Origin of the sequence: Streptomyces sp. NPDC052114, assembly GCF_040680155.1 — a bacterium.
GTDB lineage: Bacteria > Actinomycetota > Actinomycetes > Streptomycetales > Streptomycetaceae > Streptomyces.
This window is the reverse complement of the sequence record NZ_JBFAWC010000008.1, coordinates 244,140-267,015: the sequence shown is the minus strand read 5'-3', so window position 1 is coordinate 267,015 and position 22,876 is coordinate 244,140. Positions and strand designations below refer to the sequence as shown.

The following is a 22,876-nucleotide window of genomic DNA, read 5'->3' as shown; positions in this document are numbered from 1 at the left end:
GCCGACTCGACGCACCGGGACGCGTGAGTACGGCAGCGGGACGAACTCTCTGAGGAGACAGTGCTGTGACCGGGATCAAGACGACCGGCGAGAAGAAGTTGATGCTCTTCTCCGGCCGCGCCCACCCCGAGTTGGCCGAGGAGGTCGCACACAAGCTGGGTGTCGGCATCGTGCCGACGAAGGCCTTCGATTTCGCCAACGGCGAGATCTACGTCCGCTACCAGGAGTCGGCGCGCGGCGCCGACTGCTTTCTGATCCAGAGCCACACCGCTCCGATCAACAAGTGGATCATGGAGCAGCTGATCATGATCGACGCGCTGAAGCGCGCGTCGGCCCGCTCCATCACCGTCATCGTGCCGTTCTACGGGTACGCCCGTCAGGACAAGAAGCACCGTGGCCGCGAGCCGATCTCGGCCCGCCTGATCGCCGACCTGATGAAGACCGCGGGCGCCGACCGCATCCTCACGGTCGACCTGCACACCGACCAGATCCAGGGCTTCTTCGACGGCCCGGTCGACCACCTCTTCGCGCTGCCGATCCTCGCGGACTACGTGGGCGCGAAGGTCGACCGCTCGAAGCTGACGGTCGTCTCGCCCGACGCCGGCCGCGTGCGCGTCGCCGACCGCTGGTGCGACCGCCTCGGCGCCCCGCTGGCGATCGTCCACAAGCGCCGCGACAAGGACGTCGCCAACCAGGTCACCGTGCACGAGGTCGTCGGTGAGGTGAAGGGCCGCGTCTGCGTCCTGGTCGACGACATGATCGACACGGGCGGCACGATCTGCGCCGCCGCCGACGCCCTGTTCGCGCACGGTGCCGAGGACGTCATCGTGACGGCCACGCACGGCGTGCTCTCGGGCCCGGCCGCCGACCGTCTGAAGAACTCCAAGGTCAGCGAGTTCGTGTTCACGGACACGCTGCCCACCCCGAGCGAGCTGGAGCTCGACAAGATCACGGTCCTGTCGATCGCCCCGACCATCGCCAACGCGGTGCGCGAGGTCTTCGAGGACGGTTCGGTGACGAGCCTCTTCGACGAGCAGTAAGGCGCTGGAGGGCCCGGATCCCGGGCTCTCGAAGATCCTTTTGGGTGTGGCCTCCCGGCCGAGTAGACTTCTGAAGTTGCTCGGCGAGGGAGGCCACACCTTTTGTGTGTGGCGGTCCGTTATCGACGCGCTCTTCGTAGCAGGCCAGTAAGTCGTATGGCCGGGTGACCGCCCCAAGCTCTCACGGAGCAGGGGCACCCCTTCATCGATATCTCTGACCTCCGAGGAGTAGTCATGGCTGAGATCAAGCTCGCCGCCGAGGCCCGCACCGAGTTCGGCAAGGGTGCCGCCCGTCGCATCCGCCGCGAGAACAAGGTTCCCGCGGTCGTCTACGGCCACGGCAACGAGCCGGCCCACATCATCCTGCCCGGCCACGAGCTGAACCTGGCCCTGCGTCAGTCCAACGTCCTCCTCGCGATCGACGTGGACGGCAAGCCCGAGCTCGTGATCCCCAAGGCCGTCCAGCGTGACGCCCTCAAGGGCTTCCTGGAGCACGTCGACCTGCTCCTCGTGAAGCGCGGCGAGAAGGTCACCGTCGAGATCCCCGTCCACACCGAGGGCGAGCTGGCCCCGGGCGGCAACCTCCTCGAGCACGTCCTGAACGCCCTGCCCGTCGAGGCCGAGGCCACCCACATCCCGGAGTCGGTCACCGTCTCCGTCGCGGGCCTGGACGCCGGCGCGTCGGTCCTGGCCAAGGACATCACCCTGCCGTCCGGCGTCTCGCTGGCCGTCGAGGAGGACGCCGTCGTCCTTCAGGTCCTGGCCGCGCAGGCCGAGGAGGCCCCGGCCGAGGGTGCCGAGGGCGAGGGCGAGTCCGCCGAGGCCTGAGCCTCACCAGACTCACATCAGTGACGCCGGCCGCCGCTCCCGCTGGGAGCGGCGGCTGCCGCGTATGAAGAAGCCATACGCGCACGAAGGAGACATGCACGTGACGACCGACGCCAACGCCCCCTGGCTGATCGCCGGCCTCGGCAACCCCGGCCCCGAGTACGCCATGAACCGGCACAACGTGGGCTTCATGGTGGCCGACCTGCTCGCGCACCGGATGGGCGGCAAGTTCAAGCGGGCCGCGAAGGCGCAGGCTCAGGTGGTCGAGGGCCGCATCGGCGCGCCGGGTCCGGCGAGCCGCCGGGTGATCCTGGTGAAGCCGATGTCGTACATGAACGTCTCGGGCGGGCCCGTGACGGCGCTGCGCGACTTCTACAAGGTGCCGACCGAGCACATCGTCGCCGTCCACGACGAGCTCGACATCGACTACGGCACGCTGCGGCTGAAGCTGGGCGGCGGCGACAACGGCCACAACGGTCTGAAGTCGATGACGAAGGCCATGGGCTCCGACTATCACCGGGTCCGCTTCGGCATCGGGCGCCCGCCCGGCCGGATGCAGGTCGCCGACTTCGTCCTCAAGGACTTCTCCGCCGCCGAGCGCAAGGAGCTCGACTACTTCGTGGACCGGGCGGCCGACGCGGTCGAGGCGCTGGTCACGGAGGGTCTGGAGCGGGCGCAGAGCACGTACAACTCCTGACGCCGACTTCTGGGGTTCGCCCCGACATCCTGCCCGGGGTCCGTTGTGCCCACGGTTGACTGAGCGAAGTCAAGTGGCCAAGGATCCCGGCCATGAATCTGCTGCTCCTGGGGCGCCGCACCGCCATGGGCGCGCTCGCCGTGCTACTGCTCGCCGCCGGTGTCTGGGCGTCCTGGGGCACCGCGCGGCACGTGATGCTGACCGAGGGCCGTGAGCGGGGCGTGATGACGGTGACGCGGTGTGGGGCCGACGCGTGTGTCGGCTCGTACGTCTCCTCGTCCTCCGGTGCGGGGCGGCCGGCCTCCGTCGTGATCGACCGCTCGATCGCGGAGAAGAAGGGCGAGCGGATTCCTGTGGCCCTCAAGCCGGGCACGCGGGAAGCGGTCCGCACGGGCGGGCCGGGCTTCCTCCATGCGTGGCTCCCCCTCGGGGGTGCGCTGCTCCTCGCCTCGGTGGTCGTCGCGGGCGGCCTCCGCCTGCCCCGCCTGGCCTGGTCCCTCGCCCTGACGGGCGGCGCACTCCTGACGGCATCATTCGTGACGCTGGCCTTCTGACCCCACGTGCGCGTCCGCGGGCGCCCCGTCAGGGGCGCGGGGAACTGCGCGCTCGGCCACAACGCACCCGCGGACGAACGGCGAGGGGTGGCGCCCCTTGAGGGGCGCGGGGAACTGCGCGAGCAAGCACGGCCGACCCGCGGACGGACGACGGCGGGGGCGCCCCGATCAGGGGCGCGGGGAACTGCGCGAGCAAGCACAGTCCACCCGCGCCCGAAGGGGCTAGGAGTGCCGCCCCCACCTCTGCCGCGTAGCGGCGAAGAAGACTCCGCCCGCGACCAGCAGCCCCGCGGCGAGCGCGGCCACCAGCGGCGCGAAGGAGGACCCCGTCTCCGACAGCTCCGGCGGCTCGCTCTCCGACGGAGACCCCGTGGGGGGCTCCGTCGGCGGCTCCGTCGGCGGCACCGTGACGGGAGGCTCCGACGTCGTCGGCGGCTCGGACGTGGGCGGCTCGGTCGGCGGCTCCGACGTGGGCGGCTCCGTCGGCGGCTCGGTGGGAGGCTCGGTGGGCGGCTCCGTCGGCGGCTCCGTCGGCGGCTCCGTCGGCGGCTCCGTCGGCGGCTCCGTCGGCGGCTCCGTCGGGGGAATCTCCGGAGACTTCCCGACCTCCGCGACCACCCACGGCGCCTCCGTCGCGAGCAGCGGACGGAGCGTCCCGTCCGGCTCCCGCCGGTCCCCGGCGATCGCGATCTTGTTCCAGGTCCGCTCCCCGCCGTCGAAGGGCGTGTCGTCCGAGACCCGCTCCGGCACCTTCATCCGCCAGCGCAGCGTGTACCGCTCGCCGGCCGTGAACACATGCCCGTCGAAGTCGAACCGCACGGAGCGGATCCCGCTCCAGTCGGTGACCCGCGACGCGGGCACGAAGCTCGCGTCGGGCTTTCCGCCGCAGTAGAAGGACGCGCTGTGGTCGGGGGTGTTGTCCATCTCGGGCCGGCACGGATCGGCCTTCGTCGAGTAGGTGATGGTCACCGGCGCCGACCCCGCGTCGATCGGCCCGGTCAGGACGGGCCGCCACTCGCTGGTCGCGTCGTCGCCGTAGCGGCCGCTGGTGACGCCCTTGGTGCCGGGCTCCGGCAGCACGTCGTACGCGACGACGTTGGTGAGGTCGGTGTTGCCCATGTTGCCGAGGACCGTGCGGTAGTCGACGGTGCCGCCCGCGGTGGACTGCCCGACCTCGTCCTCCTTGCCGGGCACCTCCGCCGAGCCCTGGAACTCGCTGTCCTTGTCGCCCTTGACCTCCTTGGTCACGAACAGCGACGCGGACTGGGCGATGGCGAAGTCGTCGGTGGCCTCGGCGACGTTCTCGGTGGTGTTGCCGTCGCCGTCGATGTCGTGGGTATCGGTCTGCCGGGTGTTGATGGGGCGCTGCGCGTCGTAGAGGCCCGCGCGGTTGCCGGCGTAGTCGGCGTCGTTCGGGGTCCCGCTGTACGTACCGCTGGCGACGCCGGGCTTGACGGTGGTGCGGAAGGTGTAGACGCACGCCGTGTCGTTGGCCGGGATCTCGGCGCCGCGTGCGGCGGTCAGTTGGACGCGGGTGCGGCCGCCGGGTCCGGCGGTGACCGTCTCGGTGAAGCGGTCGGCGGCCGGGCAGGTGGCGGGCTGTCCGTCGGCGAGGGTCCAGGACCCGGTCTCGTAGGTGAGCTGGCGCGGCACGAGGTCGACGAAGCGGGGGCGCAGCGGCGAGGAGTCGGTGCGGTAGCGGTCGTTGCGCAGGGTGACGCGCCAGGTGTGGGTGCCGCCGGGGCCGACGGGGGCCGGGTCGGTGGACTTGGTGAGTTCGGGCTGGGAGACCTCGGGCTCGATGCGGAAGTCCGCGCAGGACTCCTCGCGTGCGTCGGCGCCGCCGCTGCCGGTGAGTTCCAGCTGCGCGCAGTTGCGTACGTCGCCGCTGCCGCCGGGGACTTCGGAGGCGTCGGCCCGCCCGGTGAACTGGGCGACGAGGTCGGCGCCCGCGGCGAGCCCGGGGACGTCGATGCGCACGGACACGGGGTCGGTGCCGAGGTCGGCCTGCTGGCCGGTGGGCGTGAGCGTCTCGGTGGTGCCGTCGCGCCGGGTGACCCGGACCGTCCAGTCGCCGGAGTAGGTGCCGCCGGACGGTGTGGACAGGCGCAGGGTCTGGGCGTCGAAGCCGTTCGGCAGGGCGTCGGTGAGGCGGACGTCGGCGGCGTCGGTGCCGGTGTTGCCGAACCGCAGGACGTACGAGAGGCGCTGGCCGTTGCCCGCGAGCGGGGTGTCGACGGACTTGTCGAGGGTGCCGGAGACCTCGCCGGAGCCGGTGCCGACGGTGGTGTCGGCGGTGGCGCTCTTGGAGATCTTGTCGGTGTCCGGGCCGAAGGGGTCGCCGGTGATGGTGGCGGTGTCGGTGAGGACGGTGCCGTCGGCGACGTCGTCGCGGACCTTCACCCTGATCTCGTGGACGACGCCGTAGGGGTACTCCTTGACCTGCGCCAGCTGGTCGCCGGGGCGGCCGGGTTCGGTGTCCACGGGCCAGCTGATGGTGCGGGTGGCCGGGTCGTAGGTGTAGCCGGCGGGGGTGGCGTCGACGAGGTCCACGCCCTCGGGGAGCACGTCGGTCAGGACGGTGTTCTCCAGGGCGAGGTTGCCGCGCGGCCGGTTGGCGTCGCGCGGGTCGTTGGTGGCGGTGACCTTGTAGGCCACGGTGTCGCCGGGCCTCGCGGCCTTCGGGCCCTCTTTCCTGATCGCCGGGTTGGGCGTGGCGGTCACGGTGACCGAGGCGTCGTCGGTGCTGGGGTTGCCGTCGCCGTTCGTGGCGGTGGCCGACATGCCGGCGGTCTGCGCGCCGGGCGGCGTCCAGTAGTCCGCGGTGGGCCAGCTGACGGTGAGCTGCGAGCTCTGGCCGCTGGCGATCTTGTCGTAGGTGACGGTGACGCTGCCGTCGGCGTTCGCGGTGACGTCGGTGACGCCGGGCGGGTAGGGCTGCGAGACCTGGCCGGGCCCCGAGGCGCCGTCCGGTGGCGTGAAGGTGACCGTCACGGACCGGCAGTCGCCCGGGATCGAGCACTGGATGTTCGCGTTGTACGTGACGTGGTCGCCGGCCGGCACGGGCGAGGTCGCCGGGTCGAGCCGGACGGCCATGCGGGCGTCGGCGTGGGCGGTGCCGTACGGCACGAGGGCGAGCGCCGCGAGGAGCGCGAGGAGGACGGCCGTCGCCGCGGTGGATCTGCGGCGCGACCGACGGGGAACGGGGGGCAGCGCAGTCACGGGGCTCCCGACGACCGAGGGAAACATGAGGGCCCGCCAACTGTGCTCCCCCGGGCGGCGCGAGAAGGCGCATGACAAGACCGTACGACCGCCGTTTCACCTGATTAGGTGCCGATCGGCACATGCCGGGGCCCCGCCCTCCCGGAGGAGGACGGGGCCCGGGAGCGGTGTGTCAGCCGGTGTTGCGCAGGCCCGCCGCGACACCGTTCACGGTGAGCAGCAGCGCGCGGCCGAGCAGCGGGTCCGGCTCGGTGTCGGCGGCCGCCGCGTCGCGCTGGCGCTTGAGCAGCGCGACCTGGAGGTAGGAGATCGGGTCGAGGTAGGCGTCGCGGATCGCGAAGGTCTGCTGGAGGACCGGGTTGGAGTCGAGCAGTTCCTGCCCGCCGGTGATCCGCAGGACCTCGCGGACGGTCCGCTCGTGCTCTTCCTCGATCGTGGCGAAGACGTGCTTGAGCTCGTCCGGCACGAGGGTGTCCACGTAGTGCCTGGCGATCCGCAGGTCCGTCTTCGCGAGCGTCATCTCGACGTTGGAGATGAAGTTGCGGAAGAAGTGCCAGTGCTCGTGCATCTCGTCAAGCACGGTGTCCAGGCCGGCCTCGCGCAGGGCCTTGAGGCCCGAGCCGACGCCGAACCAGCCGGGCACGATCTGCCGGGACTGGGTCCAGCCGAAGACCCACGGGATGGCGCGCAGGCCGTCGAGCGAGACGCCGGAGCCGGGGCGGCGGGAGGGCCGGGAGCCGAGGTGCAGGTCGGCGAGCTGGTCGACCGGCGTCGACGCGAGGAAGTACGTCGGCAGGTCCGGGTCCTCGACCAGCTTGCGGTACGCGGAGTGCGCGGCGTCCGAGACGACGTCCATGGCGGCGTCCCAGCGGGCGAGGGCCTCGTCGGACTGGCGCGGCGAGGTGTGCAGCGCGGAGGCCTGGAGGGTCGCCGCGACGGTCAGTTCGAGGTTCTCGCGGGCCAGCGACGGCACCAGGTACTTGTCGGAGATGACCTCGCCCTGCTCGGTCACCTTGATCTCGCCCTCCAGGGTGCCCCAGGGCTGGGCGAGGATCGCGTCGTGCGAGGGGCCGCCGCCGCGGCCGACGGTGCCGCCGCGGCCGTGGAAGAGGCGCAGGCGCACGCCGTAGCGGTGGGCGACGTCGCGCAGCCTGCGCTGGGCGCGGTGGATCTCCCACTGGGAGGTGGTGATGCCGCCGAACTTGGAGGAGTCGGAGTACCCGAGCATGACCTCCTGGACGTCGCCGCGCAGGGCGACGAGCCGGCGGTAGGAGGGGTCGGCGAGCATCTCGTCGAGGATGACGTCGGCGGCGCGCAGCTCGTCGGTGGTCTCCAGGAGCGGCACGATGCCGATCTTGGCCCAGCCGGCGTGCAGGTCGATGAGGCCCGCCTCGCGGGCGAGGACGGCGGCGGCGAACACGTCGTCGGCGCCCTGGCACATCGAGATGATGTACGACTCGATGACCTCGGGTCCGAAGACTTCGAGGGCCTTCTTGACGGTGAGGAAGACGCCGAGGGTCTTCTCGCCGGCGGCGTCCACCGGCGCCGGGGAAGGACCGAGCGGGCGCCGCGAGCGCAGCTCCTTGGCGAGCAGCTTCTGCCGGTACTCGCGGGGCATGTCGGCGTACCGCCAGGACTCCTCGCCTAGGCGGTCGAAGAGCTGGCCGAGCGCGTGGTGGTGGGCGTCCGCGTGCTCGCGTACGTCCATGGTGGCCAGCTGGAGGCCGAACGCGGCGAGGGTGCGGATGGTGCGGTTCATCCGGCCTTCGGCGAAGAGGCCGCCCTTGTGCTCGCGCAGCGAGGTCTGGATGAGCGTGAGGTCGTGGAGCAGTTCGGCGGTGCCGAGGTAGTCGCGGCCGTCCTCGTGCGCGGTGCCCTTGGCCAGGCGCTCCTTGGTGTTCTCCAGCTTCTGCCGGACGCAGGTGGCCTTGAGGCGGTACGGCTCCTCGGCGTTGAGGCGCTTGTAGCGCGGGCTGATCTCCGGCAGCCGCTCCAGGTCGCACTGGAGGGAGGCCTTCAGCTCCTCGGTGGCTCCGGTGTAGCGGATGGAGTTGGAGAGGAAGCCGCGCAGCTCGTCGATCATGTCGAGCGCGTCGTTGATGCCGTGTTCGTGCTGGAGGATCAGGACGTCCCAGGTGACCTGGGGCGTCACGTTCGGGTTGCCGTCGCGGTCGCCGCCGATCCAGGTGCCGAAGGTGAGCGGGCGGGTGCCCTCGGGCAGCTCGACGCCGACGCGCTCCAGCTCGGCGGTGAGGTCCTCAAGGACGTCGCCGACGGCGCCGGCGTGCAGCTCGTCCAGGTAGTAGATGGCGTTGCGGGCCTCGTCCGCGGGCTCCGGGCGCACGACGCGCAGCTCGTCGGTCTGCCACACCAGGTCGATGTTCTCGGCGAGGCGGGTGTCGTGGCGGCGGCGGTCGGACTCGATGACCGGCGTCTCCAGGAGCTCGGCGACGCGGCGGAGCTTGTTGAGCACGGAGCGGCGGGCGGCCTCCGTGGGGTGCGCGGTGAAGACGGGGCGCACGTTGAGGTGCTGCACGGTCTGGCGCAGGTGCTCGGGGTCGGCGTCCTTGAGGCGGTCCGCGGTGCGGGCGAGGAGTCCGCCCTCGGCGGCGCGCTTGGCGCGCAGCTCGCGGCCGCGGTGGACCTGCTCGGTGACGTTCGCCAGATGGAAGTACGTCGAAAAGGCGCGGACCAGCTTGGCCGCGGTCTCCAGCTCGGTGCCGCCCAGCAGCCTGGCGGCGGCCTCGCCGTCCTCGCGCGTCAGACGGCGGACCTTCTCGACCAGTTCGAGGAGCTCGGGGCCCTCCTGGCGTACGAGGGTCTCGCCGAGCAGGTCGCCGAGGCGGCGGATGTCGGCGCGCAGCTCGGTGCTGGCGGTGCTGGTGGCCTGCTGGCCCTGGTCGTCGGCACTGCTCACAGGTGCGGCTCCTTGCAGTGGTGAAGCACGTCTGGGAGGGGTCCCGGTTGGGGATCCGGGGGAAATAACAGAGCGGACCGCGCTGTCCGACCGTTTCCAAGGATAGGTGTCACTCCGGGCACGAAGCTCGCGGCCTCTTGCCGCCCGCCTCCGCGCTGCCATACTTACGTCGCCGTAGGTTACGGAACCGTAGGAAACCACCGGACCGTTCCCTCGTGCCTGCGGACCACCCTCATTCCTCGACCCCACAGGGGACGTGCCCATGACGACAACTTCCGATGCGTACTCCGACACCGATGTGATCGAGGACGCTCCGCGGGCGGCGGCGGCCACCCCCACCGCCACCGCTGCCACCGCCACCGCCACCGCCATCGACCCCGCCCCGGCGCCCTCCGCGACGCTCGGCGGCGAGCAGAAGCGGTCGCTGGAGCAGGTCACGCTGCTCCTGTTCATCACCGTCCCCTTCCTCGCCCTGGTCGCCGCGGTGCCGCTGGCCTGGGGCTGGGGGGTGAGCTGGCTGGACCTCGGCCTGCTCGTCTTCATGTACTTCCTGGGCTGCCACGGCATCACCATCGGTTTCCACCGCTACTTCACGCACGGCTCCTTCAAGGCGAAGCGGCCGCTGCGCATCGCGCTCGCCGTAGCGGGTTCCATGGCCGTGGAAGGCCCCCTGGTCCGCTGGGTGGCCGACCACCGCAAGCACCACAAGTTCTCGGACGCGGAGGGCGACCCGCACTCCCCCTGGCGCTTCGGCGAGACGGTCCCCGCCCTGATGAAGGGCCTGTGGTGGGCGCACATCGGCTGGATGTTCGACGAGGAGCAGACCTCGCAGGAGAAGTACGCCCCCGACCTGATCAAGGACCCGGCGATCCGCCGCGTCTCCCGGCAGTTCCTGCTCTGGACGATCGTCTCGCTGGCGCTGCCGCCGCTGGTCGGCGGTCTGGTCACCATGTCCTGGTGGGGCGCGTGCACGGCGTTCTTCTGGGGCTCGCTGGTCCGCGTCGCGCTGCTGCACCACGTCACGTGGTCGATCAACTCGATCTGCCACGCGGTCGGCAAGCGCCCCTTCAAGTCGCGTGACCGCTCGGGCAACGTGTGGTGGCTGGCGGTCCTGTCGTGCGGCGAGTCCTGGCACAACCTCCACCACGCCGACCCGACGTCGGCGCGGCACGGCGTGATGAAGGGCCAGGTCGACTCCTCGGCCCGGATCATCCGCTGGTGCGAGCGGCTGGGCTGGGCGTACGACGTGCGCTGGCCGTCGAAGTCGCGCATCGAGTCCCGCCGCGTCCCCCGCGCCGCCGACGCGGCATGATGGACGACGTGGCGACCGACTCCAGCAACACCAGCCCCTCCGGCAAAGAGAAGCAGCCCCGGCGCACCCGCCGGACCCGGATGACGGGTGCCGAGCGCCGGGAGCAGCTCCTCGACATCGGCCGCACGCTGTTCGCCGCCAAGGGCTTCGAGGGCACGTCGGTCGAGGAGATCGCGGCGAAGGCCGGGGTCTCCAAGCCGGTCGTGTACGAGCACTTCGGCGGCAAGGAGGGGCTGTACGCGGTGGTGGTCGACCGCGAGATGCGCCAGCTCCTGGACATGGTGACGGGGGCGCTCACCGCCGGGCACCCCCGGGAGCTCCTGGAGCAGGCCGCCTTCGCGCTCCTCGACTACATCGAGACGTATACGGACGGCTTCCGCATCCTGGTCCGCGACTCCCCGGTGGCGCAGTCCACCGGCACCTTCGCGTCCCTGATCTCCGACATCGCCACGCAGGTCGAGGACATCCTCGGCCAGGAGTTCAAGACCCGCGGCTTCGACCAGAAGCTCGCCCCGCTCTACGCCCAGGCGCTGGTCGGCATGGTCGCGCTGACGGGCCAGTGGTGGCTGGACGCCCGCAAGCCGAAGAAGGCGGAGGTGGCCGCGCATCTGGTCAACCTCGCCTGGCACGGCCTGGACGGCCTGGAGCCGAAGCCGCGGCTGATAGGGCACAGGAAGAACTGAGCGCCCGGTGCCGCCTCAGTCGCCGGGGCGCGGCTCCAGGAATTCGAGGCGGTTGCCGACCGGGTCCTGGGAGTAGAAGCGCCGGTGCCCCGGCAGATCGTCGTCCCAGACGACCTCGGCGCCGTGCGCGGCGAGCCGGTCCGCATACGCCTCGATGTCCCGCACGAGCAGCCCGGGGTGGGCCTTGCGGGCGGGCCTGAAGTCCTTCTCGACGCCCAGGTGCAGGCGCACGCCCCCCGCCTCGAACCAGCAGCCCCCGCGGGCCGCGAGCACGGGCGGCTTGGGGGTCTCGGTCATGCCGAGCACGCCCTGGTAGTAGGCGCGCAGGGCGGGCTCGCTGCCGGGCGGCGCGGCCAGCTGTACGTGGTCGACGGCCGCGAGCATCAGACGCCGCCTTCCTTGCGGGCCACCGCGAAAACCCGCCGGAACGGGAAGACCGTGCCGTGGTCCGTCGCCGGGTACGCCTTGCGCAGCAGCTCCCGGTACTCCGCGAGGAACGCCTCCGTCGCCGCCGGGTCGTCCGCGAGTGCGGTGAGGACGGGGCGCAGGCCGGTGCCCTTGACCCAGTCCAGGACGGGGTCCCGGCCGGCAAGCAGATGCTGGTACGTCGTCTCCCACGCGTCGACCTCGCAGCCGAGGTCCGCGAGGCTTTCCAGGTAGGCGCCCGGCGAGAGCACCGCGTCCGCGTGGCGCAGGAGGCCGCCGAGGCGGTCCCGCCAGCGGTCGGACTCGCTCAGCTCCCGCATCAGGACGTGGCTGGGGGCGTCGAAGTTGCCGGGGACCTGGAAGGCGAACGTGCCGCCGGGCACCAGTGCGTCGATCCAGGCGGCGAAGGAGTCCGGGTGGCCCGGCACCCACTGGAGCGTCGCGTTGGACAGGATCAGGTCGTACGTGCCCGGGTCCGGTGTCCAGTCGGCGGCGTCGGCGTGGGCGAAGTCCAGGTGCCCGCCCTGCCCGGTGGGACCCGCGAGGTCGGCGGCCCCGGCCAGCATCTGCGGCGAGTTGTCGAACCCGGTGATGTGCGCGGTGGGCCAGCGCTCGGCCAGGAGCCGCGTGACGTTGCCGGGGCCGCAGCCGAGGTCGGCGACGCGGGGCGGGCGCCCCTCGGCGGGCAGCTCGGGGACGCGGGCCAGCAGGTCGACGAAGGGCCTGGCCCGGTGGTCGGAGTGGCGCAGGTACTGCCGTGGATCCCAGGCGGTGGCGTCGGCTGCGGGCATGGATGGCCTCCTCGAAACGTCCGGTGACGTCATCCTGAACCCCGAGATATCTTGACGTCAAGAGACTTCATGTCGACAGACCCCCTACACTGATCGCCATGGAGGACGAGGTCGATCGGCTGGTCGCGGCGTGGCGCCGGGAGCGCCCCGACCTCGACGTGGAACCACTCGAGGTACTCAGCCGCGTGAGCAGGCTCGCGCGGCACCTGGACCGTGCCCGCAGACTCGCCTTCGCGGAGCACCAGCTGGAGCCGTGGGAGTTCGACGTGCTGACGTCGCTGCGCCGCGCGGGCGCGCCCTACCAGCTCTCCCCCGGCCAGCTCCTGACGCAGACGCTCGTGACGTCCGGCACGATGACCAACCGCATCGACCGGCTCGCGAAGAAGGGCCTCGTCGAGCGCCTGCCGGACCCCAGTGACCGGCGCGGCGTGCTCGTGCGCCTCACCGACGAGGGCCGGGACCGCGCGGACCAGGCCCTCGCCGGACTGCTCGAACAGGAGCGGGCGATCCTCGTGGAGCTCTCCCGCGCCCAGCGGGGCGAACTGGCGGGACTGCTACGCCAGTTGACCGCCCCGTTCGACAACATCCCCGGCTAGGTCGACCGGGCCGACGCCCGCGCGCCGGGCCAGCGCCACCGCCGCGAGGGTGGAGTGGACGCCCAGTTTCCCGAGGACGTTCTGCATGTGCGTACGCACCGTGTGCGGGGAGAGGAAGAGGCGCTCGGCGACCGCCTTGCGGCCCAGACCCGCCACCATGCAGCGCAGGACCTCGCGCTCGCGCGGGGTCAGGGACTCCACCAGCCGCTCGGACTCGGTGCGGTGCTTGCGGGCCGCGGTCAGCTCGCGCAGCACGCCGGTGAGCAGGGCGGGCGGCAGATGGGTCTCGTCGCGCAGGACACCGCGGATCACCGTCAGGAGCCGGGACAGCGAGCAGTCCTTGGCGACCCAGCCGGAGGCCCCGGCCTGCAGCGCGAGGGCCGCGCGGCGCGGGTCGTCCTTCTCCGCGAGCACGACGGTGCGCACGGCGGGCTGGCCCGAGCGGACGCCCGCCACCAGGGAGATGCCGTCCACGAGCCCGTCCGCGTTGCCTTCCTGTACCGGCACCGCGGGGCGGTTGCCCTGCAGGGCGCTCGCGGCGCTGCCGAGGTCGGCGTCGACGAGCAGCACGTCGTATCTGCGCCCCTCGCCGACCGCACGCTCCAGGCAGCGCAGCGCCGCCGGGCCACTGCCGGCCGCGGACACGTCGACATCGGGCTCGGCCGCGAGCGCGGCGGCCAGCGACTCGGCGAAGATGCGGTGGTCGTCGACGACCAGGACTCGAATACGGACCACAGAAACCCCCTTCCCCGCGCTCCCTCCATGGAGCCGGGGATGTCCCCTTCGGAAGATCGCCGGAGAACGATCGGCGCGGGTACGGCGCCCGGAACGGAGATCGCGGCAGTCGCACGGCCGCCGCCGCGCACTGCTGTGCCACCCCCACGCCGGGCGTCGTACCCGACTGTCTCGCCCCCTGATCAGCGCCGGCCCCCACCGGCACTGCCCTTCAGAGTAGGGCCGGAGGCCGGGAGCGGAAGCTGATTTGCAGAACTGATTGGCCGACGCGTTTATGGTGAGCCGTATGTTTCGTATTGAGACAGGAGTCGACAAAGAGCGGCTTGGTCTGCTTCGCTCGCGGCTGAGCGAGACGAACACGGCGGCCTCCCCCGCACTGCGTGCCCTGCGCGGGACGGGTGCCGACCAGGAAGTGCCGCTGGCCCTATGGGCGTTGGACGAGCGGGGCGGTCTCGCGGCGGGGCTCGCCGCGCACACCTGGGCCCGCTGGCTGCACGTGGACCAGCTCTGGGTCGAGGAGCGGCACCGCGGCGCGGGCCTCGGCTCGCGGCTGCTGGCCGAGGCGGAGCGCACGGCCCGCGAGGAGCGCGGCTGCCTCAACTCCCGTGTGGAGACCTGGGACTTCCAGGCCCCCGGCTTCTACCGCGACCAGGGCTACGAGCTGGTGTGCGTGATCCCCGACTACCCCGAGGGCGTCAAGGAGTTCACCCTGACGAAGCGGCTGGCCTAGGCCCGCCGGGGCTCACACCTCCCGGCGCGCCCCCGCCGAGGCCACCGCCGGGAAGACCCGCGGCGCCGTGAAGCCCGCCGCGTCGAAGGCCGCGAGGACGGACTTCGTGACCGCGTCCGCGTCCGCCTCCTCCACCAGGACGATCGCCGAGCCGCCGAAGCCGCCGCCGGTCATCCGGGCGCCGAGCGCGCCCGCCGCGTTCGCGGAGCTCACCACCAGGTCCAGCTCCGGGCAGGAGATGCGCAGGTCGTCGCGGAGCGAGGCGTGGCCCTCGGTGAGGACGGGGCCGATCGCGCGGGCGTCACCGGCGTCCAGGAGCTCGATGACCCGCTCGACGCGGTGGTCGTCCGAGACGATGTGCCGCACGTACCTGCGGATCTTCTCGTCCGTCAGTTTCCGCAGCGCGTCCGGCAGTTCGGCGTAGGGAACATCGCGCAAATGGGAGACCCCGAGCGCCCGCGCGCCCGCCTCGCACCCGGCGCGCCGCTCCGCGTAGGCGCCGTCGCCGAGCGCGTGCTTCACCCGGGTGTCGACGACCAGGAGCCGCAGCCCCTGGGCCGCCAGGTCGAAGGGCACCTGCCGTATCGAGAGGTCGCGGCAGTCCAGGTGCAGGACGTGGCCCTCGGTGCAGCACGCCGACGCAGTCTGGTCCATCACGCCGCAGGGCACGCCGACGAAGGCGTTCTCGGCGCGCTGGGCGAGGACGGCCACCTCGGGCCGGGCGAGCCCGAGTCCGTACAGCTCGTCCAGGGCGAGGGCGGTGACGACCTCCAGGGCGGCGGAGGACGAAAGGCCCGCGCCGGTCGGCACCGTCGACGCCAGGTGCAGGTCCGCGCCGGTGACCGCGTGCCCCGCCTCCCGCAGCGCCCAGACGACCCCGGCCGGATACGCGGCCCAGCCTCCGTCGGACAGCGGCGTCAGCTCGTCCACGCGCAGTTCGACGAGCGGGGCGTCGATGTCCGCGGAGTGCAGCCGCAGCACGCCGTCGGTGCGGCGCGCCACGGCGGCGACGGCGGTGTGCGGCAGGGCGAGCGGCATCACGAAGCCCTCGTTGAAGTCCGTGTACTCGCCGATGAGGTTGACCCGGCCGGGGGCCGACCAGACCCCGTCCGGCGCGTACCCGTACAACTGCCGGAACTGCTCGGCGACTTCGGATGCCGTGCCCATGGACTACCCCTTTCGCCGGGCGAATGCCCAGGCGTCGGCGACGATGCCCGCGAGGTCCGCGCGGGACGGGTTCCAGCCGAGCTTCTCGCGCGCGGTGGCGGCGGAGGCGACCAGGGTCGCCGGGTCGCCGCCGCGGCGCGGGGCCATCACCTCGGGAATGGGGTGGCCGGTGACCTCGCGGACGGTCTCGATGACCTCGCGCACGGAGAAGCCGTTGCCGTTGCCCAGGTTGCAGATGAGGTGCTCGCCGGGGGTGGCGGCCGCGACCGCGAGGAGGTGCGCCTCGGCGAGGTCGGCGACGTGGATGTAGTCGCGTACGCAGGTCCCGTCGGGGGTCGGGTAGTCGTCGCCGAAGACGTTGATGGCCTCGCGGCGGCCCTGCGCGACCTGGAGGACCAGCGGGATGAGGTGCGACTCGGGGTCGTGGCGCTCGCCGTACTCCCCGTACGCGCCCGCGACGTTGAAGTAGCGCAGCGAGACCGCGCCGAGGCCGTGGGCGGCGGCCTCGCCGGTGATCATGTGGTCGACGGCGAGCTTGGACGCGCCGTAGGGCGAGGTGGGGGCGGTCGGGTCGGTCTCCGTGATGGGAGTGTTCACGGGCTCGCCGTACGTCGCTGCGGTGGAGGAGAAGACGAGCCTGCGCACGCCCGCGTCGCGCATCGCGGCGAGCAGCGCCATGGTGCCGCCGACGTTGTTGTCCCAGTACTTCTCGGGCTTGGCGACGGACTCGCCGACCTGCGAGAAGGCGGCGAAGTGCAACACGGCGTCGTAGGAGGAGTCCAGCCACTTGGCGGCATCGCGGATGTCGCCCTCGACGAAGGTGGCGCCGGCGGGGACGCCCTCGCGGAAGCCGGTCGAGAGGTTGTCGAGGACCGTCACCTCGTGCCCGGCCTCGATCAGATGCTGGGCCACCACGCTTCCGACATAGCCCGCTCCACCGGTGACCAGGTACTTACCGCTCATGAACTCGCTACCTCTCGCAGTCGCTGGGCCGCGGCTTCCGGCGGCACGTCGTTGATGAACACGCTCATGCCGGATTCGGAACCCGCGAGGAACTTCAGCTTGCCCGAAGTGCGGCGAATCGTGAAAAGTTCAAGGTGGAGGGCGAAATCGTCACGATTGATCCCGTCATATCCCTCCAGGGGCCCGAAGGGTGCCTGGTGCCAGGCCGCGATGTACGGGGTGGGCGGTTCTCCCTCGCCGAAGATCCGGTCGAAGCGACGCAAGAGTTCCAGATAGATCTGTGGGAACTCTGTGCGCGCGGCCTCGTCGAGGGCGAGCAGGTCGGGCACCCGGCGCCTGGGGTAGAGGTGCACCTCGTAGGGCCAGTGCGCGGCGTACGGCACGAAGGCCACCCAGTGCTCGCCCTCCAGGACGACCCGCTCCCCCGCGCTCTCCCTGGCGACGACGTCGTCGAAGAGGTTGCCGCCGCCCGAGGACTCCTTGAAGGCGGCGAGCGAGCGGAGCATCAGGGCCGTGCGCGGGGTGACGAACGGATAGGCGTAGATCTGCCCGTGCGGATGGCCGAGGGTCACGCCGATCTCGGCGCCGCGGTTCTCGAAGCAGAACACCTGCTCCACGGAGGGCAGATGGGAGAGCTCGGCGGTGCGGTCGGTCCAGGCCTCCAGGACGAGCGCGGCCTGCCCGGGGGTGAGGTCGGCGAAGGACGCGTCGTGGTCGGAGGTGAAGCAGACCACCTCGCAGCGGCCCGCGTCACCGGCGAGCGAGGGGAAGCGGTTCTCGAAGACCACGACGTCGTAGGAGGAGTCGGGGATCTCGCTGAGCCGGTCCCCGGCGGAGGGGCACAGGGGGCACTCGTCGGCCGGCGGGTGGTAGGTGCGGCCCTGGCGGTGCGAGGCGATGGCGACGGAGTCGCCGAGGAGGGGGTCCCTGCGGACCTGTGACGTGGTGGAGACGGGTGCGAGCGGGCGCCGGTCGACGGCCTCGCGGACGGCGTCGTCGCGCACGTCGTAGTGGATGAGCTCACGACCGTCGGCGAGACGGGTCGAGGTCTTCTTCACGTTCAGGGCTCCTCATCAACACCCACCAAACAGAACCGCACATAACAAACCACGACCGACCAGGCCAGTCAAGGGACTGCCCGCACACCGTGGGCGACTACGGCGAGGTTCCGGTCACAATCAAACAAAGAACATCACGGGAACTGTTCACTTATTGAAAAGCGGGGCGTAGGTTCCCGTCTGATCAGTTCGCGCAACGAAGCGAGTTCCCCATGCAAACCCTGGCCGAAGGGCTTCGGCTCCCCACCAACGGGCTCGATTACGCGATCCTGGCGATCTACTTCGTGGTCGTCCTCGGTATCGGATTCGCCGCCCGCCGCAGCGTGAAGACCAGCCTCGACTTCTTCCTCTCCGGCCGTTCCCTGCCCGCCTGGGTCACCGGTCTCGCCTTCGTCGCCGCGAACCTGGGCGCCACCGAGATCCTGGGCATGGCCGCCACCGGCGCGCAGTACGGCGTCGCGGTCGTCCACTGGTACTGGATCGGCGCCATCCCCGCGATGGTCTTCCTCGGCCTCGTGATGATGCCGTTCTACTACCGCAGCAAGGTCCGCTCCGTCCCCGAGTTCCTGCTCCAGCGGTTCGACAAGTCCGCCCACCTGCTCAGCTCGGCGCTCTTCGCCTTCGCGGCGATACTCATCGCGGGTGTGAACCTCTACGCCCTCTCGATCGTCGTCGAGGCGCTGCTCGGCTGGCCGCAGTGGGTGGCGATCGTCGTCGCGGGCCTGTTCGTCCTCGCGTACATCACGATCGGCGGACTCTCCTCGGCGATCTACAACGAAGTGCTCCAGTTCTTCGTGATCCTCGCCGCGCTGATCCCGATCTGCGTCATCGGCCTGAAGAAGGTCGGCGGCTGGGACGGCCTGACCGGCTCCATCGAGAAGCAGCACGGCGACAACTTCCTGACTGCCTGGGGCGGCACCGGCATCGGTGACGCCAACCCGCTCGGCGCCAACTGGCTGACCATCATCCTGGGCCTCGGCTTCGTGCTCTCCTTCGGCTACTGGACGACGAACTTCGCCGAGGTGCAGCGCGCGCTCTCCGCGAAGAACCTCTCCGCCGCCCAGCGCACCCCGCTGATCGCCGCCTTCCCGAAGATCTTCATCGTCTTCCTGGTGATGATCCCGGGCCTGGTCGCCGCCGTCCTCGTCCCGAAGATCGGCACCGCCGGATCCGGCCTGACGTACAACGACGCGATCCCCTACCTGATGCAGGAGCTGCTGCCCAACGGCGTGCTCGGCATCGCGGTCACCGGTCTGCTCGCCGCGTTCATGGCGGGCATGGCGGCGAACGTCTCGTCCTTCAACACCGTGTTCACGTACGACATCTGGGCCAAGTACGTGGTCAAGGACCGCGAGGACGTCTACTACCTGCGCTTCGGCCGGCTCATCACCGCGATCGGTGTGATCGCCTCCATCGGCACGGCCTTCATCGCGTCGAGCTTCTCGAACATCATGGGGTATCTGCAGACCCTGTTCTCGTTCTTCAACGTCCCGATGTTCGTGGTCTTCATCATCGGCATGTTCTGGAAGCGGGCCTCGATGAAGTCCGGTGTGTGGGGCCTGCTCGCGGGCACGACCGCCGCGATGGTCAACTACTTCTGGATCTACAAGCAGGGCGTCATCGACATCCCGACCGACCAGGGCGCCAACTTCGTCTCGGCGATCGTCGGTTTCGTCGCCGGTGCCGTGGTGATGGTCGTCGTCACGCTCTTCACCGCCCCCAAGCCGGAGGCCGAACTGGCCGGCCTGGTCTACGGGACGGCCTCGCCCGGTCTTGAGGACGACGGCGTGGAAGAGGGCGACGACGCGTGGTACCGCAAGCCCGCCCTGCTCGGCTGGGGTGCGATCGTGCTCGCCGCGGCCTGCTACCTGCCGTACTCGCTCTAGCCCCGATCGGAGGACCGAACACCATGTCCGACCTGCACAACGAAGTCTCCGAGCTGGAGCGCAAGTCCGCGACGGCGGCCCGCCTCTTCGACATCCGGCGGATCATCGGCGGCCTGTTCGTCGTCTACGGCGTCATCGTGACGATCGCCGGCATCACCGCGTCCGACGCCGACCTCAAGAAGGCGGAGGACATCAACATCAACCTCTGGACCGGCCTCGGCATGCTCGCCCTCGGCCTGTTCTTCCTGGGCTGGCTGTGGCTGCGCCCGGTGGCCGCGCCCGCCGAGGAGCCCGAGGACGACTGAGCCCGCCAGGACGGCACGGCCCGCACGGGGCCCGGGTCACTTCGGTGACTCGGGCCCCGTCGGCATGTCGCCGTTGTCCGTGTAGACCGACGGCGGGCGCTCGGCGCGCTCCAGGAGGCCGGTGCGCGCGGCGAGCGCGGCGGCCTCAAGACGCGAGCCGACCCCCAGCTTCATCAGGACCCGCTGCACATGCGTACGCGCCGTGCTCGGGGCTATCCCCATGCCGGCGGCGATCAGCCGGGTGTCCTCGCCGTCCGCGACCCGCACCAGGACCTCGACCTCGCGCGGGGTGAGCATCTGCAACAGGCGCTGGCCCTCGTCGTCGGGCTGGGCCGCCGGGTTGAGCAGTTCGCTGAAGGCGCCCTGCAACAGCTGGGGTGCGACGGCGGCCTCGCCCGCGCGCGCCTTCATGATGGCGCGCTCCACTCCTTCTATGCGCTCGTCGTGGCGCACGTACCCGGACGCGCCGCAGGCGAAGGCCGCGGCGATGCCGCGCGGGCTCGGCACCGGGCCGAGCACCACCACCGCCACCTGCGGACGCTCCCGCTTGATCTTGACGACCGGATCGAACATGCCCGGCTCCGCGGGCGTGGCCGTGCCCAGGAGGCAGACCTCCGGCGCCCTGCTGATCACCAGCTCCGCCGCTCCCGCGGCGGGCGCGGCCGCGGCGAGCACCCGGTGCCCGCGCAGCTTCAGCGCCGAGGCGAGCGCCTCGGCGAGCAGTCGGTGGTCGTCGACCACCATGAGCCGCACACCCATAGCAACCCCCCAGTTCCCCCAGGCCCCCCGGCCTCCATCTCCCGGAAGCTACACGCTTGTTCGACGTTGCGCGCCCCCTACCGGCCAGAAGCGGCCCGGAATGCCGAAATCCAGGCCATTCAGGGGTGATTGGGCGCACCGAGTGGTACACGAACGACGGCGGCCGCCCCCTCGTGCGCCGAGGGGGCGGCCGCCGTGCGTGGCCCGCGGTGGGGCGCCGCGCTACTTCGCGACGAAGCCGATCGCCACGTACTCCTTCTCGCCCTTCGTGAGGGGCCTGCTCAGCAGCTTCTTGCCGAGGAACAGGTGGCCGTTCCCGTAGAGGAGTTCGTTGGACTTCGGGACCATGCCGCTGATCGCGTCGGTGACCGCCTCGGAGCCCGGGGTCTCCAGGAGCTTGGTCTCCTTCATCGTCTTGCCGTCGAGCGAGACGACCTGGGCGCCCTTCTGGTAGCCGTGCGCCTTGTACGCGAGGACGTTGCCGCCGTCCATGCGGATCGGGAAGATCTCGCCGTTGTCGCCGGCGACCGCGCGGTCGCTGGTCGGCTTGCCGGTGGCCAGCGAGAAGGACACGATCTCGTTGGTGCGGTTGTAGCTCTCACCGGTGCCGTCGTGCTGGCGGGTGGGGACGTACAGCCGGTCGTTGCCGACCGCGATCGCGCGGCAGTCGTTGACCATGTTGACGCCGCAGTCGTGGTCGTACTTGCCGTCCTCCAGCGAGATCTTGGTGCGCAGCTTGCCGTTGCTCCCGAGGGAGAAGACGTCGGTCACGCCGGAGGCGGTGATCTCGGTGGTGTCCTGGCCGAAGACGACCGGGTTCGTCGAGATGATCTTGGCGTTGTCGACGCCGGGGGCGATCGGGTACGTCCACTTGTCGTCGCCGGTCTTCGGGTCCAGGAGCTGGACCTTCAGCTTGTAGTCGCCGTACGTGCCGCACTTGCGGACCGCGACCAGCTGGTCGCCGCCGGCGTAGCCGACGTCCTGGCACTTGCCGACCTTCGGCGTCCACAGGGACTTGCCGGTGACGTCCCAGGCGGCGCCGCCGCTGGAGGTGCCGGCGCCCGCGGCGATCGTGGTGCCCGAGATGGTGACTTCCTTGAACGTCGCCTTCATGCCGTTGGTCTCGGCGCTCTCGGTCCAGAGCTTCTTGCCGGACTTCAGGTCAACCGCGGAGACGTTGGTGCACTGCTGGTAGTCACCCTTCTTGTTCCGCTTGGCCTCTTCGGTGACGACCGCGGCGATGCCGTCCTTGGTGACCTCGCGCGACATCGCGCAGGTCATGCCGGAGAGCGGGATCGTCCACTTCTTCTTGCCGGTGTCCGGGTCGTAGCCGTTCAGCTCGTTGACGCCCGCCTTGGCGTAGACGTCGTCGGTCAGCACGGAGCCCGTGGCCGTCCAGATCTGGTCCTTGGGGACCTCCGGCTGCGGGAGCTGCATGAGGACCTTGGCCGCGGGGTCGGCCGGGGCCTTCTCCTTGGCGTCGCCCTGCTGGGGCAGCGCGTCGCCGCCCTCCCCCTTGCCGTCCTTGCCGCTCTTGCCGTCCTTGCCGCCGGACTCCTGCGCGGTGGTCTTGGTGTCGCCGTCGTCCTTCGACGTGGCGTAGTAGACACCGCCGCCGACGATCAGCGCGATCACGGCGACCGCCGCGACGATGATCGTCATCTGGCTGCTGAACTTCTTCTTCCCCTCACCGGAGCCGCCCGCGGCCTGCGGCTGCATCGGCATGGTGGGGGGCTGCGGCTGGTACTGCTGCGGGTAGCCCGGCTGCTGGTAGCCCTGCTGGTACTGCGGCTGGCCGGGCTGGCCCGGGTAGCCGTAGCCCTGCGGCGGCTGAGGTGCCTGGGGCGCCTGGGGCGCCTGGGGGTAGCCGTAGGTGGGCTGGCCGGCCGGGGGCGCGGGCGGAGCGGCCGGCGGCGCCGCGGGCGGCGGGGTCTGCGGCGGCTGTCCCGGCGGGGCCGGGGGCTGCGCGGGCGGCGGGGTCTGCGGGGCCGGGGGCTGCTGGGCCGGCGGCTGGGGCGCCTGCGGGTAGCCGTACGACGGCTCCGGGGCCTTGCCGAAGCCTCCGGGCGGAGGGTCCTGCGGGGCACCGAAACCACCGGCCGGCGGTTCCTGGGGCGCGCCGAACCCTCCCTGTGGGGGCTCGTTCGGCGGCTGCTGCGGAGGCTGGGGCGGCTGGGTCATGACGTCGTCGATTCCTTGGGGACGAG

The 22,876-nt window shown here is 71.2% G+C and carries 20 protein-coding genes; 10 read left to right on the top strand and 10 right to left on the bottom strand.

Annotated elements, in window-relative coordinates; genetic code table 11:
- Positions 1-65 precede the first annotated feature (65 nt).
- From AB0L89_RS19800 to AB0L89_RS19785, 4 genes are all read left to right on the top strand, one after another.
- A complete protein-coding gene (locus tag AB0L89_RS19800) occupies positions 66-1,040 on the top strand; it encodes a ribose-phosphate diphosphokinase (RefSeq protein WP_150168841.1) in 975 nt (324 codons plus the stop codon).
- A gap of 234 nt (positions 1,041-1,274) precedes the next feature.
- Positions 1,275-1,868, top strand: coding sequence for a 50S ribosomal protein L25/general stress protein Ctc (locus AB0L89_RS19795; RefSeq protein WP_365142462.1), 594 nt, complete (start codon positions 1,275-1,277; stop codon positions 1,866-1,868).
- 94 nt (positions 1,869-1,962) lie between these two features.
- Complete coding sequence (gene pth, locus AB0L89_RS19790; RefSeq protein WP_365142460.1) at positions 1,963-2,565, top strand: aminoacyl-tRNA hydrolase; 603 nt, start codon at positions 1,963-1,965, stop codon at positions 2,563-2,565.
- A gap of 92 nt (positions 2,566-2,657) precedes the next feature.
- Positions 2,658-3,119: a hypothetical protein gene (locus AB0L89_RS19785; protein ID WP_365142458.1), complete on the top strand. Its 462-nt coding sequence runs from the start codon at positions 2,658-2,660 to the stop codon at positions 3,117-3,119.
- Positions 3,120-3,341: 222 nt separating this feature from the next.
- On the opposite strand, the gene AB0L89_RS19780 is transcribed toward AB0L89_RS19785, so the two are convergent.
- Entirely contained in the window at positions 3,342-6,341 is a 3,000-nt protein-coding gene (locus AB0L89_RS19780; RefSeq protein ID WP_365142456.1) for a hypothetical protein, read from the bottom strand.
- A 172-nt stretch (positions 6,342-6,513) separates the two neighbouring features.
- Positions 6,514-9,258 (bottom strand): phosphoenolpyruvate carboxylase, encoded by a 2,745-nt coding sequence (gene ppc / locus AB0L89_RS19775; RefSeq protein WP_365142454.1) that lies wholly within the window; start codon positions 9,256-9,258, stop codon positions 6,514-6,516.
- 262 nt (positions 9,259-9,520) lie between these two features.
- Here ppc and AB0L89_RS19770 point away from each other — a divergent pair, with 262 nt between their 5' ends.
- Together AB0L89_RS19770 and AB0L89_RS19765 are read left to right on the top strand one after the other, a co-directional pair.
- The gene (locus AB0L89_RS19770) at positions 9,521-10,570 is read left to right on the top strand and encodes a fatty acid desaturase (RefSeq protein WP_365142452.1); all 1,050 of its coding nucleotides are present in this window, start codon (positions 9,521-9,523) and stop codon (positions 10,568-10,570) included.
- Complete coding sequence (locus tag AB0L89_RS19765; protein ID WP_365142450.1) at positions 10,567-11,253, top strand: TetR/AcrR family transcriptional regulator; 687 nt, start codon at positions 10,567-10,569, stop codon at positions 11,251-11,253. The genes AB0L89_RS19770 and AB0L89_RS19765 overlap by 4 nt, the downstream gene beginning before the upstream one ends.
- Positions 11,254-11,268: 15 nt before the next feature.
- On the opposite strand, the gene AB0L89_RS19760 is transcribed toward AB0L89_RS19765, so the two are convergent.
- The gene (locus AB0L89_RS19760) at positions 11,269-11,637 is read right to left on the bottom strand and encodes a VOC family protein (protein WP_365142448.1); all 369 of its coding nucleotides are present in this window, start codon (positions 11,635-11,637) and stop codon (positions 11,269-11,271) included.
- Positions 11,637-12,470 carry a trans-aconitate 2-methyltransferase gene (locus tag AB0L89_RS19755; protein WP_365142446.1) on the bottom strand — a complete coding sequence of 278 codons (834 nt, stop codon included), beginning with the start codon at positions 12,468-12,470 and terminating at the stop codon, positions 11,637-11,639. The genes AB0L89_RS19760 and AB0L89_RS19755 overlap by 1 nt, the downstream gene beginning before the upstream one ends.
- Positions 12,471-12,568: 98 nt before the next feature.
- Between AB0L89_RS19755 and tamR the strand changes: the two genes are divergently transcribed.
- The gene (tamR, locus tag AB0L89_RS19750) at positions 12,569-13,066 is read left to right on the top strand and encodes a MarR family transcriptional regulator TamR (RefSeq protein ID WP_365142444.1); all 498 of its coding nucleotides are present in this window, start codon (positions 12,569-12,571) and stop codon (positions 13,064-13,066) included.
- Here the strand turns inward: tamR and AB0L89_RS19745 are convergent.
- Positions 13,025-13,801: a response regulator transcription factor gene (locus AB0L89_RS19745; protein ID WP_365142442.1), complete on the bottom strand. Its 777-nt coding sequence runs from the start codon at positions 13,799-13,801 to the stop codon at positions 13,025-13,027. The two genes, tamR and AB0L89_RS19745, sit on opposite strands and share 42 nt — an antisense overlap.
- Positions 13,802-14,075: 274 nt before the next feature.
- Between AB0L89_RS19745 and AB0L89_RS19740 the strand changes: the two genes are divergently transcribed.
- Complete coding sequence (locus AB0L89_RS19740; RefSeq protein ID WP_365142440.1) at positions 14,076-14,531, top strand: GNAT family N-acetyltransferase; 456 nt, start codon at positions 14,076-14,078, stop codon at positions 14,529-14,531.
- 12 nt (positions 14,532-14,543) lie between these two features.
- Here AB0L89_RS19740 and galK read toward each other — a convergent pair whose 3' ends face one another.
- Genes galK through galT form a run of 3 tightly spaced genes read right to left on the bottom strand, consistent with a single transcriptional unit; the run spans position 14,544 to position 17,719 of the window.
- Positions 14,544-15,698: a galactokinase gene (galK, locus tag AB0L89_RS19735; protein WP_365142438.1), complete on the bottom strand. Its 1,155-nt coding sequence runs from the start codon at positions 15,696-15,698 to the stop codon at positions 14,544-14,546.
- Between the two features lie 3 nt (positions 15,699-15,701).
- Positions 15,702-16,661: a UDP-glucose 4-epimerase GalE gene (gene galE / locus AB0L89_RS19730; protein ID WP_365142436.1), complete on the bottom strand. Its 960-nt coding sequence runs from the start codon at positions 16,659-16,661 to the stop codon at positions 15,702-15,704.
- The gene (gene galT / locus AB0L89_RS19725) at positions 16,658-17,719 is read right to left on the bottom strand and encodes a galactose-1-phosphate uridylyltransferase (RefSeq protein WP_365142435.1); all 1,062 of its coding nucleotides are present in this window, start codon (positions 17,717-17,719) and stop codon (positions 16,658-16,660) included. The genes galE and galT overlap by 4 nt, the downstream gene beginning before the upstream one ends.
- 212 nt (positions 17,720-17,931) lie before the next feature.
- Here galT and AB0L89_RS19720 point away from each other — a divergent pair, with 212 nt between their 5' ends.
- Positions 17,932-19,605 carry a sodium:solute symporter family protein gene (locus AB0L89_RS19720; RefSeq protein ID WP_365142433.1) on the top strand — a complete coding sequence of 558 codons (1,674 nt, stop codon included), beginning with the start codon at positions 17,932-17,934 and terminating at the stop codon, positions 19,603-19,605.
- Between the two features lie 23 nt (positions 19,606-19,628).
- Complete coding sequence (locus tag AB0L89_RS19715; protein ID WP_365142431.1) at positions 19,629-19,910, top strand: hypothetical protein; 282 nt, start codon at positions 19,629-19,631, stop codon at positions 19,908-19,910.
- Between the two features lie 36 nt (positions 19,911-19,946).
- On the opposite strand, the gene AB0L89_RS19710 is transcribed toward AB0L89_RS19715, so the two are convergent.
- Positions 19,947-20,669 (bottom strand): response regulator transcription factor, encoded by a 723-nt coding sequence (locus tag AB0L89_RS19710; protein ID WP_365142429.1) that lies wholly within the window; start codon positions 20,667-20,669, stop codon positions 19,947-19,949.
- Positions 20,670-20,891: 222 nt separating this feature from the next.
- On the bottom strand, positions 20,892-22,850 hold the full coding sequence (locus tag AB0L89_RS19705; protein WP_365142427.1) for a PQQ-binding-like beta-propeller repeat protein: 1,959 nt from the start codon (positions 22,848-22,850) through the stop codon (positions 20,892-20,894).
- Between the last annotated feature and the right edge of the window lie 26 nt (positions 22,851-22,876).

Excerpts from the sequence above, each read along its gene's own strand:
- AB0L89_RS19795 (WP_365142462.1), top strand. The coding sequence starts at position 1,275 with ATGGCTGAGATCAAGCTCGCCGCCGAGGCCCGCACCGAGTTCGGCAAG.
- pth (WP_365142460.1), top strand. The coding sequence starts at position 1,963 with ATGCACGTGACGACCGACGCCAACGCCCCCTGGCTGATCGCCGGCCTC.
- AB0L89_RS19785 (WP_365142458.1), top strand. The coding sequence starts at position 2,658 with ATGAATCTGCTGCTCCTGGGGCGCCGCACCGCCATGGGCGCGCTCGCC.
- AB0L89_RS19770 (WP_365142452.1), top strand. The coding sequence starts at position 9,521 with ATGACGACAACTTCCGATGCGTACTCCGACACCGATGTGATCGAGGAC.
- AB0L89_RS19765 (WP_365142450.1), top strand. The coding sequence starts at position 10,567 with ATGATGGACGACGTGGCGACCGACTCCAGCAACACCAGCCCCTCCGGC.
- AB0L89_RS19760 (WP_365142448.1), bottom strand. The coding sequence starts at position 11,637 with ATGCTCGCGGCCGTCGACCACGTACAGCTGGCCGCGCCGCCCGGCAGC.
- AB0L89_RS19755 (WP_365142446.1), bottom strand. The coding sequence starts at position 12,470 with ATGCCCGCAGCCGACGCCACCGCCTGGGATCCACGGCAGTACCTGCGC.
- tamR (WP_365142444.1), top strand. The coding sequence starts at position 12,569 with ATGGAGGACGAGGTCGATCGGCTGGTCGCGGCGTGGCGCCGGGAGCGC.
- AB0L89_RS19740 (WP_365142440.1), top strand. The coding sequence starts at position 14,076 with ATGGTGAGCCGTATGTTTCGTATTGAGACAGGAGTCGACAAAGAGCGG.
- galK (WP_365142438.1), bottom strand. The coding sequence starts at position 15,698 with ATGGGCACGGCATCCGAAGTCGCCGAGCAGTTCCGGCAGTTGTACGGG.
- galE (WP_365142436.1), bottom strand. The coding sequence starts at position 16,661 with ATGAGCGGTAAGTACCTGGTCACCGGTGGAGCGGGCTATGTCGGAAGC.
- AB0L89_RS19720 (WP_365142433.1), top strand. The coding sequence starts at position 17,932 with ATGCAAACCCTGGCCGAAGGGCTTCGGCTCCCCACCAACGGGCTCGAT.
- AB0L89_RS19715 (WP_365142431.1), top strand. The coding sequence starts at position 19,629 with ATGTCCGACCTGCACAACGAAGTCTCCGAGCTGGAGCGCAAGTCCGCG.
- AB0L89_RS19710 (WP_365142429.1), bottom strand. The coding sequence starts at position 20,669 with ATGGGTGTGCGGCTCATGGTGGTCGACGACCACCGACTGCTCGCCGAG.
- AB0L89_RS19705 (WP_365142427.1), bottom strand. The coding sequence starts at position 22,850 with ATGACCCAGCCGCCCCAGCCTCCGCAGCAGCCGCCGAACGAGCCCCCA.